The following is an 11,821-nucleotide window of genomic DNA, read 5'->3' as shown; positions in this document are numbered from 1 at the left end:
CCGTCCGTTCGGTCACTGGGGACGACCCCGGGGACAGCGGTGCGAACGCCCACGCGGTCACTGCGTGGGTGTCCGTTCGGCCGTGGTGAGTCGCTCGTCGAGTTTCGCCGCCAGTCGCCGGTAGGCCTGTGCGGCGTATCGCTCGGCGTCGTGGAGGACGAGCGGTTCGGTGCCACCGGCCTCCGGGTCCGTCGGAACGACTGCGAGCACGTCAGTACCGAGGCGGTCCGACACGGACGCTACGTCCACGTCCGCGTGTGCACGCGTGACGACGGCACCGGTGACGGTTCCGCCCACGCGTGCGACCAACTCCGACAACTTCTGTGTGTCCATCACGGCCACGTCGCTCGTCGTCGTGACGAGCAACACCCCGTCGGACACCCGCGCGGGCACGATGGTCTCCCGGGAGATACCCTCACCGGTGTCGACGATTACGACGTCGTAGGACTGTGCCAGTTGGTCGAGCACGGGCTCTAGCTTCGTCGGCTCCGCCGCCGCGAACCCTTCGAGACTGCGTGTCCCCGGGAGCAATGTCACGCCCCCCGGCCCGTCGGTTATCGCCTCGCCGAGTTCCGCCTCGCCCGCCAGCACGTCGTGAAGTCGCGGCTGGTGGGACACCGACAGTGCCCGCCCGAGATTCGGCATTCCGAGGTCCGCGTCGACGACGACCACGTCCGCCCCCTCGTCGTCGAACGCCAGTGCCGTGTTGACCGCCGTCGTCGTCTTCCCGACGCCGCCCTTCCCACCCACAACCGTCAGTACGTCCCCCGTCATGTTCCGTCGTAGGTACTCGGCACTCAAATAAATACTGCGTTGTGTGCCAGCCGTTTTAAGACAAGCTGACACGTCTGAAACACCTCTTCCCGGCCGCCGCCGAGTCCGTAGAGTCGCAAACTTAAACCCGGCCGTCGCACAGGTTCAGCTATGTCAGACCGCGTGGGGTTGGTGGAACGTTCGCTCTCGACTCCGACTCGCGAGGAGTTCGACGGACGGGTCGACGAGCAGGCGACGTTCCTCCGGGCGGCAATCGACAGCGGCGAACTGGACACCGAAGACTTCGCAGTGGGACTCGAACTCGAAGTGTACGCCGTCGACGACGACGGCCGGCTCGCACGGATTCCCGCCTCCGTGTTCGAGGCCTGCAACAAGGAACTGGGCCTCCACAACGCGGAACTCAACACCGACCCGGACCCGTTCACCACGGCTGGAATCGAGGCACAGGCGGCCGCCCTCCGCTCCCAGTGGGAGCGTGCAACGGCGGCGGCCGGGGACGCGGCCCGTGAACTCGTCCTCGATTCCATGTGGACAGTTCCACCGACCGACGGAAGTCACCCGTACCTCTCCGCGATGGACGACCGCGAGGGTGTGACCGTCCCGCGGAACATGCGGCCAGCACCCCGCTACTGGGCCATCGACCGCGACGTGGCTCGGCACGCCGGCGGTGAACTCTCGTTCGACGTACCCGGTGCGACCGTCGAATTCCCGTCGATTCTGTTCGAGTCGCTCGCGACCTCGATACAACCCCACCTCCAGATTCCCTCGACGGAATCGTTCCCGGCCTACTACAACGCCGCGGTCCGGACCCTCGGGCCGGTACTCGCACTCGCCACGAACTCCCCGTTTCTGCCCGGCGACCTGTACGACGAGGGCACCGACCCGCGGGCACTGCTTGCGGACACCCACCACGAACTCCGTATCGCCGCCTTCGAGCAGTCGGTCAACTACACCGACCCGCCGAAGTGTCGCGTCCCCGAGGACATCGAGACGACGGCGGACGTGGTGTCGTCCGTCGTCGCGGACCCGCCCGTCGCCCCGTTCCTCTCCGAGTGGGTCGACGACGGCGACGGCGAGGAGTTCGTGGACAACTTCTGGGAGTACGACCACAAGCGCGGCACCTACTGGCGGTGGCTCCGGGCGGTCATCGGCGGCGACCCGGTCGACGGCGCGGGCGACGGTCGCTCGATTCGCATCGAGTACCGTCCGCTTCCGACCCAACCCTCCGTCCGCGACATCGTCGGTTTCCAGTGCCTCGTCTGTGGCCTCGTGGTCGGCCTCGTCGCCGCCGACCACCCGCTCGCGGAACTGGACTGGGCCGCGGCCGAACGCTCGTTCTACGCGGCCGTCGAGGACGGCATCGACGCGGACCTCGCGTGGGTGACCGCCGACGGCGACCGGACGAGCGACAGCGAGACGATTTTCGCCGAGGTGTTCGAGTACGCCCGCCGCGGCCTCCGCGAGCGTGGCGTCGAACCGGCGACCGTCGACCGCTACCTCGCCCCGATCGAGGCCCGGTGGGACGCCGGGACGACGCCGAGTGCGTGGAAGATAGCGCAGGTGCGGGACGCGCTCGACGACGGGGCGACGCTCGCCGACGCCCTCGCCCGGATGCAGGCCGAGTACCGCCGCCGCTCCCGTGACTGCGAGACGTTCGCCGACTGGCTCTGAAACTACCGCTCGCGCGCGCCGGTCCCGGCCCGAGACACCGCCGACAGGTCGATTTCGCCGCCCGGCATCGGCACGCCCTCGAAGGGGTCCTCGGCCAGCAAGAGCGACCCGTCGAGGTCCACGTAGTCGACAAGTGGCGCGAGGTGTGCGGCCGCCGCGATGGACGCGTTCGTCTCGGTCATACACCCGAGCATCACCGCGAGACCACATGCGCGAGCGGCGTGGCACATCTCTACGACCGTCCCGACGCCGCCACTCTTGGTGAGCTTTAGGACTGCGATGTCGACCGATTCCGCGATGCGGGGCACGTCTCCCGGGACGACGCAACTCTCGTCGGCGGCCACGGGGAGTTCGCCCGCCTCGCGGACCCGCTTGAGGCCAGCCACGTCGTCGGCCGGGACCGGTTGCTCGACGAACTCGACGCCGTGGTCGGCGAGAAACTCGGTCATCCGGACGGCTTCCATGGGGTCCCACGCACCGTTCGCGTCCACGCGGAGAGTCACCTCGGGTGCGGCGTCGCGGACGGCCCGGACGATGTCCCTGTCGCGGTCGGTGCCGAGTTTCAGCTTCAGGATACTGTACTCGGCGGCGGCCGACTCGGCTCTCTCGGCCATTCGGTCGGTGTCGTCGAGTCCCACGGTGAACGACGAGGTGGGACGCTGCGTCGCGTCGAGGCCCAACAGTCGGTACAGCGGCACGTCGAGACGCTTGCACGCCAAGTCGTGGAGTGCCACGTCGACCGCGGCACGCGCACCGGGAGACGCCTGCGGCCCGCCAGCAGTCGTGACCAGTTCCTCGCCGATTCGTTGGCGTTCGTGTGGGTCACCGACCGCCTCGACGGCCGCGAGCAGGTCCGGAAGGACCGACTCGACGGTGGCGCGGTCCTCGCCGTAGTAGTCGCTCGGAGCGGCCCCGCCGACGCCGACCCGGCCGCTTTCGTCCTCGACGCGGACGACCACGTTCCCGGCGACTTCGGTCGTGGCCCGCGAGATGCCGAACGGCGTCTCCAGCGGGAGGTCGCGCCACGCGAAGGCAGTCGTGAGCGTCATAGCAGGGGGTCGAGAATCTCGTCGGCGTCGAACCGGACGGGGTCGGTCGCGGGTGCGTCGATGGCGTCGCCGTACTCGGAGAGGACATCACGGGCCGCCCCGTCGCCGTCGAGCGTTGCGGTGTTGAGACACCCGGCGGCGACGCTCGTCTCCCGAACCGGCCGCGCGAGGTCCTCGTAGAGACGGCCTACGTCCGAAACGGCCGGGATTGGGAAGGACTCGTAACCGTGAACGACCTCGCGCCCGGCCTCGTGACAGAGGACCAACGCGTCGGGCATCGCGCCGTGGAGGATGCCACACGTGACCGCAGAGTAGGCGGGGTGGGTAATCGCGCCCTGTCCCTCCACGACCAGCAACTCGTGGTCGTCGCCGCGTTCGCGGACCATCCGCTCGACCGCGCCGGCGGTGAAATCGGAGACGGTGCGGTCGATGGGGATGCCCCAGTCCTCGATGACGATACCGGTCTGGCCCGTCGGGACGAAGGCGGCGTCGATGCCGCGCGCGTCTGCGGCCGCGACCAGTTCGACGCTGGCGGTCATCTTCCCCGTCGAGCAGTCGGTGCCGACGGTCAGGACCACGTCCGCGGCCACCTCGGCGGCCCGCCCCTCCGCGACGGTCAAGTCGTCGGGCGGTTTCCGCACGTCCCAGATGTCGCCGCCGTGTTCGGCGGCCAGCGTCCGGAATTCCGCGTCCTCTTCGAGGAAGTAGTGCAGACCCGAAACCACGCCACAGCCGCGCTCGAGCGCGCCGCGCACGTCCGGCCGCCAGGACTCCTCGAAGCCGCCGCCGATTGGCGCGATGCCGACGAGGAGCGCGTCGAACGGTTCGGGTACGTCGTCGACACTCTCGACGATGGGGGCGTCCTGCACGTCCGGGAGGAAGTCGGCGACGCGGCGGCCGGCGTTCTCGCGGTCCAGCACGGCCACCACATCGTGGTCCGCGTAGCGCAGGACGCCCACGGCGGTCTTTGCCCGGTCCGGGAACTGCTCGTGGGCGAGGATGGCGACGTCCATGCCCGAACTCCCACGGGCATGGGCTTAAACGCGTGGTCAGACCGTCCGTAGCTGGACCGTCCAGAAGTCGTGGAACGCGTTCCCGAGTGCCGACTCCGGGTCGCCGGTGGCGTCGACGGTGGCCGTCGCGTCCGCAATCTCGCCGAACTCGTCGAGGACGGTCCGCTCGCCGACGACGTACAGGCGGTCGGTCGTGCGTTCTTCGAGGGCGGCGAGACAGCGGTCGAGGTGGGTCTCTATCTGCTCGTCGCGCAGTCGCTCGAAGCGGGCCTGCGAGAACCCACCCTTGGAGTGTTGGCTCTTCAACTCACCCTCGAACCCGTGGAAGGCGACGCGCTCGCGGCCGTCGTACTCGCCCATTGCGAACAGGTCCGACCGCACCAGCGCGAGGGTGAACTCCCCTCGCGGGCGGAACCACGAGCGGTCGAGCGTCACCGCGTCGTCCCACCCGGCGAAGGGGGCGGGTGGTGCAGGCACCGACAGTGTCGCACTCACGAGGCCGGCGTCGTCCGCGACGGCGAGACAGGGTGCGGCCCGCGAGACCAGTGCCGACCGCTCGCCGAAGGCGTCCCTGACGGCGGGTTGTGGCTCGTCGGCGACGTAGGCGGTCAGCACGCTCTCGGGGCCGGATTCGAGAGAGACGAGGCGGTCGAGGACGGCGTCGAGGCGGTCGCCGGACAGCGACTCCGACCGTCGGAAATCGAGACGTTCCCCGCTCTCGTCGCGGAGTCGTTCGACGGTTCCTTCGAGGTCGGCGATGCGGTCTTCGAGGCGGTTGACCCGCTCTTCGGCCCGCTGGCGTTCGCTGACCGCGTCGCTCCGTCGCTCCTGTTCGGCGTCGAGTTGTCGTTCGAGGTGGTCGTTCTCGGCTTCGAGGTCGGCGATTCGCTCCTTCAACCCCGCACGCCCCAGCAACCGGTCGAGCATCACCGGAGACGCGGCGGGGGCAGGCTTAAATTGCGTGGCCGTCGCTTCGCTCGCTCCCGGGGAGACCGCCGGTCAATTCGAGCAGTCGCTCGGCCCGGTCGGCGGTAGCGAGCAGCACTTCCCGGAGCGTGGGCGGGTTCCTAACCCGTGTCTCCTCTAAGAGGTCCCGTGGTACCGCGAGCGTGTCCTGTGGCACTCGCTCGTCGCCCGTCACCGGGAAGTGCGTCGTGTCCAGTTTCATCACGAGGGGCGTGTCCGTCCGCTCGATACCCTCGCCGCTCGTGTACAGTTGCTCGTTGACCCGCTCGTGCTGTGCGCGACACATCGCCGGCCGGTCACGGTCCGTCGGTTCGACGTACACCCGACCGAGGTAGTACCCACGCGAGAACGGCTCGAACATGCTACGTGTACACGTACCACACTCGGCGTACAAAAGTATTCGCCGGTGGGCTTATACCGTCGTGCAAACAGCGCGCTCGGACCCACGGTGCGGGAGCGACACGGCTTTACTCGCGGGACGTTGGGAGTCCCCATGGAGTTCGGCCGGCGACTCGTACCCGAACGGTGGGCGGAGTACTACCTCGGGAACACGCCGAGTCTCGTCTGGTTGGTGGTCGGGAACGCCGTCGCCATCCTCGTCGGCATCCGCTACTACGTGGAGACGATGCCGGGTGTCTCGACGTTTTTGTGGCCGCTGTACGCCGACTCACCCACCGCCGTCTTCCTCATGACGCTCTCGCTCGTGACGCTGGTGCCGTTCCTCGGCCGCAGTCTCGACGCGGTGCCTCGTACCCGCGTGTTGGCGTACCTCCACACCATCGCGTTCGTCTGGTTGGTCAAGACGGGACTGTGGACTGTCGTGGCACTCAACCTCGGCTTCGAGGCATATTTCCCGGCCGTGTGGGCGTACTTCGGCATCATCCTGACCCACCTCGGGTTCGTCGCGGAGGCGTACCTGATTCCTCACTACTCGGTGACGACCCGCGGTGCCCTCGCGACCGCACTGGTCCTCGCGCTCGGGAACGACGTGCTCGACTACGGCTTCGGGTTCTACCCGCCCCTGCGCTACGACCCCGGGTTCGCGCTCGCTGCGGCGAGCGTTCTCCTGTCAGTCGTGGCCGTCGGCCTCGCCGCGCTCGCGTTCGACAGTAACTAGTTCAAAACGACGCTTGAACGCTTTCGTGCCGTCTGTAGCGTCGAGTGTTCCCCATAAACGGTCTCGAACGGATGTTCGCTTTTTTGTATGGGAGCGGCGAACAGCGTGGTACATGCGTTCACGTCAGGCAGTCTTCGTCGGTCTCCTCGTCGTCGCTGGCGTCACCGCCGCGCTGGTCCCTGTGGCTGGTGTCGCGACCGACGGGACCACACCGGCCGCGACAGCCGGCCAAGCCGACAACGGGTCCGCGACGCCGTCGATGGGCGCGCAACTCTCCTCGTTCATGGCCGCACAGTCGGCCGAGGCGAACGGCTCCGTCGATTCGGGGATGTGGGCAGCAGAGTTCAACGAATCCGCCGACAAGGCCCGGACCGTCCGCGCTCGGACCGCGACGCTCGAACGGCGGCTCGACCGCCTCGAAACACAACTCGACGGCCTCGAAGCACGACGCGAGGCCGGTGACCTGAACGAGGCGGCGTACCTCGCACGGGCGAGTCAACTCACCGCGCGAATCGACGCCCTCCAGCGGTCGATAGACCGGACGGAATCGGCGGCGACGAGTGCCGGTGTGAACACGTCAGAGTTGTCCCGCCTGCGTGAGGTGGCAAGCGAAGCCAGCGGCCGTGCAGTCGCCCGCAACGCACGGAACCTCTCCGTCGTGAACCCCAGCGCGCGTGGGCAAGGGCCCGGAGACGCGGGACGCCCGACGGAGGCCGGACAGCCCTCGGACACGGGACAACCGGCTGACACCGGCTCGCCGGAAAACGGCGGACAGCAGAACGCGACGGACGCTGGCGGCCGGCCGGGAAACGCTCCGTCTGACGGTGGCGCGTCGGGTGGCCCCGGCCCCGCCGACGACTCCGACCGGACGAACGACGACGACCGAGCGGGAAACGGTAACGGCGGGTCGGCCGGGAGTGACGACAGCGGACGGGCAGACGACGGCAGTAGCGGTCAGTCCGGCACGAACGGCGGCACCCAAGCCGGCGACAGTGGCGGGAGCCAAGCCGGGGAGAGCGGCGGTGGTCCGTCGGGAAATAGCGGCGGTGGCGACGGTACCGGCGACAGTTCCGGCGGCGACAGTGCAAGCGACAGCTCCGGCGGTGGAGCAAGCGATAGTTCCGGTAGTAGTGGGACCAGCGGCAACTCTGATGGCGGTGGAGCAAGCGATAGTTCCGGTGGCGGTAGTGCTGGTGACAGTTCCGGCGGCGGTAGTGCTGGTGACAGTTCCGGCGGCGGTAGTGCTGGTGACAGTTCCGGCGGCGGCTCCGGGAGTAGTGGAGCCGGTGGCAGTTCCGACGGTGGTGGCGCGGGCGATACCTCCGGCAGTGGGGGGGCTAGCGACAACCCCGGCGGCGGAAGCGGCTCGAACGCCCCGTAATCGACCGATGGGGCGGTGACGGTTCGGTCGGACGCCGCTCACCGCACGCAGTCAGCCTTTTCACCACCCATCGCTTACGTCCGGTAAATGGACTCCGCAGAACTACTCGACCTTCTCGGTAACGAGAACCGGAGGCGAATTCTGCGGCTGCTCGCCCGGAAACCCTGTTACGTGACCGAAATCAGCGACTATCTCGGCGTGAGTCCCAAGGCCGTCATCGACCACCTGAGAAAACTGGAGGCGGCCGGCCTCGTCGAGAGCAGGACGGACGACCAACGCCGGAAGTACTACTTCATCTCCCAGAACCTCCGGCTGGAGGTCAGCGTCTCGCCCCACGGCTTCGGCGCGAAGAGTGCCTATCCGGCGCGGGGGAACCTCGACGTGGGGGCGAGCTGTCGGTACCTCAAAATCGACATCAGCACGCCGGACCAGACGGACGTGTCCGACCTCGCGGCCGAACTCCGCCAACTCGACCGCCTCTCGAACGAACTCTCGATGGCACAGCGGTGGGTTCAGGGACGGCTGACGGAGGTGATGGAGCGGCTCGACGAGGAGTTCGGCGCGGAGGACACGCGCCTGTACGCCGACCTCATCGAGGCGGTGACCGACACGCCGGTAACGGTGACGGACCTCGCTGAAGCCGTCGACGCCCCGCTGCCGGTCGTTCGTGACGCACTCGAAACGCTGTCCGAACACGGTGTCGTCCGGCAGGACGGCGACCGCTGGCGACTCGACGAGTGAGTCAGATGTCCCGTGTCAGTCCGGCCCGCAGGTCCCGACCGAAGTAGTGGCCGAGGACGCCGGCGACGCTCCCGCCCAGTGCCCCGAGGACGACCAGCGGCACGCCGAGGCCGAGCGTCGCCAACACCAGATTGCCGACCGTCGTCCCGACGGCGGAGGCGACACCGCCGCCGACGAGTAGTTCGAGGTACCGGCGTCGGTCACCGGCGAGGCCCGTCCCGAAGCCGACGAGCGCGATACCGAGATACCCCGCGAGACTGCCCAGCGGGAGGACCGTCCCCGCGAGGAAAACAGCGGCGAGTGCGAGGACGACGACGAGGAGGAACGACCGCACGGAGAACACCGTCCCCGGGGTCGGGACGCGCGACCGGACGCGCCCCCGGAGCGTCGTCTTCTCCGTGTCTCCGGTCCGGTCCGGCGACTCGGCGGGTCCGGCCTGCTCGTCGCCCCCGAGTATCGACTCGTCCAGCGGTGCCGTCTCCTCGGTACGGGTTCGCTGGTCGGTCCGCTCTCCCATACCGGGCGTAGGTCGCGCGCGGAGGTGAGTCTTTTCCCGGGAAAGGGTGGTTTCAAGTCCGACCGTCCGGTACCGGAGGGTATGAACCCAGGGGACCGGGTCCGGGTCGAGCGCGCGGACCAACGCTACGAGGGCGTCCTCCTGCCCTCGACGACGGCGGACAACCTCGTCGTCAAACTGCCGAGTGGCTACAACGTCGGCGTCGACAGGGCCGACGCGACGGTCGACGTACTCGAATCGGATGTCTACGACGTGGCCGACGCACAGGACACCGACAGTGCGTCCGAAATCGAGTTCGACGACGACCTGCCGACGATAGCACTCATCTCCACCGGCGGGACCATCGCCTCGACAGTCGACTACCGAACCGGTGCCGTCACCGCACAGTTCGACGCCGAGGACGTACTGCGGGCGGTGCCGGACCTCGCGGGCCGGGCGAACTACCGCGGGCGCGTCGTCGCCAACATCCTCTCGGAGAACATGACGCCCGACGTGTGGCAGGAACTCGCACACGCGGTCCACGAGGAAATCGAGGCCGGGGCGGACGGCGTCGTCGTGATGCACGGCACCGACACGATGCAGTTCTCGGCGTCGGCACTCGCGTTCATGCTCGACACGCCCGTTCCGGTCGTGTTCACGGGGAGCCAGCGGTCGGCCGACCGCCCGTCTTCGGACAACGTGATGAACGCCGTCTGTGCCGTCGAGGCGGCCAAGGCCGACTGTGCGGAGGTGCTGGTCTGTATGCACGAAGACGAGGCCGACGAGGCCTGCGCGCTCCACCGCGGGACGCGGGTACGGAAGAACCACACCTCCCGCCGTGACGCCTTCGAGACGGTCGGCGCGAAACCGCTGGGGCGGGTCGAGTACGAGACAGAGGACGTGACGTTCCACCGCGACCACGCCGAGCGCGGCGCGACGGACCTCGCCATCGCGCCTGCCCTCGAAACCGACGTGGAACTCGTGAAGTTCACGCCCGGGGCCGACCCCGCGTTACTGGAGACGGCCGCCGACGGTGCCGCCGGCGTCGTCGTCGAGGGGACGGGGCTGGGTCACGTCAACACCGACTGGATACCCGTCGTCGAGGACCTGACCGCCGACGGAACGACCGTCGTAATGACGAGTCAGTGCCTCGAAGGCCGGGTCTGTGACCGCGTGTACGACACCGGGCGGGACCTGCTCGACGCCGGCGTCGTCGAAGGCGAGGACATCCTCCCCGAGACGGCGAAGGTCAAACTGATGTGGACGCTCGCCAACGCTGACAACCCGGCCGACGCGATGAGGCGGTCGCTGGCGGGTGAGAGACAGGACCGGTCCGTCCCGTGGGAGTGACGGGCGACGGTGGCACGACGGTCCGGCAGGCCCGCCCGGCCGACCACGACGCCGTCGCGTCGTTCACGACCGAGACGTGGGCCGACCGCGACGTGACGGACTACGTGCCGCGCGTCTTCCCCGAGTGGGTCGAGAGCGACGGCCCGGACCAGCGGACCCTCGTCGCCGAGCGCGACGGCGATGTCGTCGGGCTCTGTCAGGGGGTGTTGCTCTCCGACCACGAGGCGTGGGCACAGGGTATCCGCGTTCACCCCGACCACCGCGGGACTGGCGTCGCACGCGCGCTCAACGACCGAGTGTTCGACTGGGCCGCCGAGTGCGGTGCGACGGTCTGCCGTAACCTCGTGTTCTCGTGGAACCGTGCCGGACTCGCCACGTCACGCCGACTCGGGTACGACGCCGCCGCGTCGTTCCGGTGGGTCCACCCGGAACCGGACGCCGACGCCAGTGTCGACACGGACCGCGTGGTCACCGACAGTCCGGACGCCGCGTGGAGTTGTTGGTGCCGGAGCGACGCCCGCGACGCCCTCGGTGGCCTCGCGCTCTCGCTCTCGGAGTCGTGGGCGATACAGGAACTCACCCGTGAACACCTCCGTCGAGCCGCCGCGGAGACGCGGGTGTTCACGGTCGGTGATGGCGACGGGACGCGCGGACTCGCCTACCGAGTGCGAGACTACGAACGGGAGGCCGACGGGAACCGATGGGCCGAGTACGGGGTGGCGGCGTGGGCCGACCTCCCGACGGCACGGACGCTCTTCGCGGCGATAGCTCGCGACGCGGCCGACGTCGGGGCGGCCCGGACGCGCGTCCTGATACCCGAGACGCCGCGACACGTCGCCGACGCGGCGGCCGCCGGCGTCACGCTCGACGACGGCGGCGACTTCGTGTTCGAGGCCGACCTCACGGGCCGAGTCACCCGCCGCTGACGGGCGGGAACAGCGCGAGTTCGTCGCCCTCGGCCAGTTCCGTCTCACGCCCGTCGCCCTCGACGAACGGGTTGTCGCCGTTGTGGAGGACGCGGATGTGGTCGCGCAACTCGTCGTCGTCGTTCAGGACCTCGGACCGGAGTTCCGGGTGGGCGTCGAGGAGGGCGTCGAGTGCCTCGCCGAACGTCGCGCCCGGCCCCACGTCGACGGTTACGTGTTTGTCCCCGACAGTCTCCGCGAGATTGGCGAACAGCTTCCACTCCATGCCCGGGAGAGGGCGCGCGGCGACAAAGAGGGTTCCGGGGTTCAGTTCCCCCCGCGTGTCCGCACGTGTTTG

13 protein-coding genes are annotated in these 11,821 nt (G+C 68.8%); 6 read left to right on the top strand and 7 right to left on the bottom strand.

The window, feature by feature from the left end; all coding sequences use genetic code 11:
• Positions 1-57: 57 nt before the first annotated feature.
• Complete coding sequence (locus MUG95_RS04905; protein ID WP_247009958.1) at positions 58-774, bottom strand: MinD/ParA family ATP-binding protein; 717 nt, start codon at positions 772-774, stop codon at positions 58-60.
• Between the two features lie 150 nt (positions 775-924).
• On the opposite strand from MUG95_RS04905, the gene MUG95_RS04900 reads away from it, so the two are divergent.
• A complete protein-coding gene (locus tag MUG95_RS04900; RefSeq protein ID WP_247009957.1) occupies positions 925-2,445 on the top strand; it encodes a glutamate-cysteine ligase family protein in 1,521 nt (506 codons plus the stop codon).
• Between the two features lie 2 nt (positions 2,446-2,447).
• Here the strand turns inward: MUG95_RS04900 and MUG95_RS04895 are convergent, their stop codons facing one another.
• The 4 genes from MUG95_RS04895 to MUG95_RS04880 are packed head-to-tail and all read right to left on the bottom strand — an operon-like array spanning position 2,448 to position 5,834.
• Positions 2,448-3,494 (bottom strand): dipeptide epimerase, encoded by a 1,047-nt coding sequence (locus MUG95_RS04895; protein ID WP_247009956.1) that lies wholly within the window; start codon positions 3,492-3,494, stop codon positions 2,448-2,450.
• Positions 3,491-4,507 carry an N-acetyltransferase DgcN family protein gene (locus MUG95_RS04890; RefSeq protein WP_247009955.1) on the bottom strand — a complete coding sequence of 339 codons (1,017 nt, stop codon included), beginning with the start codon at positions 4,505-4,507 and terminating at the stop codon, positions 3,491-3,493. Before MUG95_RS04890 ends, MUG95_RS04895 begins: the two co-directional genes overlap by 4 nt.
• A gap of 36 nt (positions 4,508-4,543) precedes the next feature.
• Positions 4,544-5,434, bottom strand: a complete 891-nt coding sequence (locus tag MUG95_RS04885) for a Vms1/Ankzf1 family peptidyl-tRNA hydrolase (protein ID WP_247009954.1) — start codon at positions 5,432-5,434, stop codon at positions 4,544-4,546.
• Between the two features lie 25 nt (positions 5,435-5,459).
• Complete coding sequence (locus MUG95_RS04880; RefSeq protein WP_247009953.1) at positions 5,460-5,834, bottom strand: DUF5802 family protein; 375 nt, start codon at positions 5,832-5,834, stop codon at positions 5,460-5,462.
• 132 nt (positions 5,835-5,966) lie between these two features.
• Between MUG95_RS04880 and MUG95_RS04875 the strand changes: the two genes are divergently transcribed.
• The 3 genes from MUG95_RS04875 to MUG95_RS04865 all read left to right on the top strand — a co-directional run bounded on the left by MUG95_RS04875 (position 5,967) and on the right by MUG95_RS04865 (position 8,712).
• The gene (locus MUG95_RS04875; protein WP_247009952.1) at positions 5,967-6,590 is read left to right on the top strand and encodes a DUF1405 domain-containing protein; all 624 of its coding nucleotides are present in this window, start codon (positions 5,967-5,969) and stop codon (positions 6,588-6,590) included.
• Between the two features lie 112 nt (positions 6,591-6,702).
• Complete coding sequence (locus MUG95_RS04870) at positions 6,703-7,971, top strand: hypothetical protein (RefSeq protein ID WP_247009951.1); 1,269 nt, start codon at positions 6,703-6,705, stop codon at positions 7,969-7,971.
• An 87-nt stretch (positions 7,972-8,058) separates the two neighbouring features.
• Positions 8,059-8,712, top strand: a complete 654-nt coding sequence (locus MUG95_RS04865; protein ID WP_247009950.1) for an ArsR/SmtB family transcription factor — start codon at positions 8,059-8,061, stop codon at positions 8,710-8,712.
• A gap of 1 nt (position 8,713) precedes the next feature.
• Here the strand turns inward: MUG95_RS04865 and MUG95_RS04860 are convergent, their stop codons facing one another.
• Positions 8,714-9,229, bottom strand: a complete 516-nt coding sequence (locus MUG95_RS04860; protein WP_247009949.1) for a DUF8526 domain-containing protein — start codon at positions 9,227-9,229, stop codon at positions 8,714-8,716.
• An 81-nt stretch (positions 9,230-9,310) separates the two neighbouring features.
• Between MUG95_RS04860 and gatD the strand changes: the two genes are divergently transcribed.
• Both gatD and MUG95_RS04850 read left to right on the top strand, forming a co-directional pair.
• Positions 9,311-10,558: a Glu-tRNA(Gln) amidotransferase subunit GatD gene (gene gatD, locus MUG95_RS04855; RefSeq protein WP_247009948.1), complete on the top strand. Its 1,248-nt coding sequence runs from the start codon at positions 9,311-9,313 to the stop codon at positions 10,556-10,558.
• Positions 10,549-11,484 (top strand): GNAT family N-acetyltransferase, encoded by a 936-nt coding sequence (locus MUG95_RS04850; RefSeq protein WP_247009947.1) that lies wholly within the window; start codon positions 10,549-10,551, stop codon positions 11,482-11,484. The genes gatD and MUG95_RS04850 overlap by 10 nt, the downstream gene beginning before the upstream one ends.
• Here MUG95_RS04850 and MUG95_RS04845 read toward each other — a convergent pair.
• Complete coding sequence (locus MUG95_RS04845) at positions 11,471-11,749, bottom strand: ubiquitin-like small modifier protein 1 (RefSeq protein WP_247009946.1); 279 nt, start codon at positions 11,747-11,749, stop codon at positions 11,471-11,473. The two genes, MUG95_RS04850 and MUG95_RS04845, sit on opposite strands and share 14 nt — an antisense overlap.
• Positions 11,750-11,821: the final 72 nt, after the last annotated feature.

The sequence above is a fragment of the Halorientalis litorea genome (assembly GCF_023028225.1).
GTDB classification, from domain to species: domain Archaea; phylum Halobacteriota; class Halobacteria; order Halobacteriales; family Haloarculaceae; genus Halorientalis; species Halorientalis litorea.
Note: the sequence above shows the minus strand (reverse complement) of the source record. Positions and strands in the feature narration are given on the sequence as shown.

Coding starts and splice junctions, on each gene's coding strand:
- MUG95_RS04900 (WP_247009957.1), top strand. CDS start 925: ATGTCAGACCGCGTGGGGTTGGTGGAACGTTCGCTCTCGACTCCGACT.
- MUG95_RS04865 (WP_247009950.1), top strand. CDS start 8,059: ATGGACTCCGCAGAACTACTCGACCTTCTCGGTAACGAGAACCGGAGG.
- MUG95_RS04875 (WP_247009952.1), top strand. CDS start 5,967: ATGGAGTTCGGCCGGCGACTCGTACCCGAACGGTGGGCGGAGTACTAC.
- MUG95_RS04895 (WP_247009956.1), bottom strand. CDS start 3,494: ATGACGCTCACGACTGCCTTCGCGTGGCGCGACCTCCCGCTGGAGACG.
- MUG95_RS04845 (WP_247009946.1), bottom strand. CDS start 11,749: ATGGAGTGGAAGCTGTTCGCCAATCTCGCGGAGACTGTCGGGGACAAA.
- MUG95_RS04860 (WP_247009949.1), bottom strand. CDS start 9,229: ATGGGAGAGCGGACCGACCAGCGAACCCGTACCGAGGAGACGGCACCG.
- MUG95_RS04885 (WP_247009954.1), bottom strand. CDS start 5,434: ATGCTCGACCGGTTGCTGGGGCGTGCGGGGTTGAAGGAGCGAATCGCC.
- gatD (WP_247009948.1), top strand. CDS start 9,311: ATGAACCCAGGGGACCGGGTCCGGGTCGAGCGCGCGGACCAACGCTAC.
- MUG95_RS04890 (WP_247009955.1), bottom strand. CDS start 4,507: ATGGACGTCGCCATCCTCGCCCACGAGCAGTTCCCGGACCGGGCAAAG.
- MUG95_RS04880 (WP_247009953.1), bottom strand. CDS start 5,834: ATGTTCGAGCCGTTCTCGCGTGGGTACTACCTCGGTCGGGTGTACGTC.
- MUG95_RS04905 (WP_247009958.1), bottom strand. CDS start 774: ATGACGGGGGACGTACTGACGGTTGTGGGTGGGAAGGGCGGCGTCGGG.
- MUG95_RS04870 (WP_247009951.1), top strand. CDS start 6,703: ATGCGTTCACGTCAGGCAGTCTTCGTCGGTCTCCTCGTCGTCGCTGGC.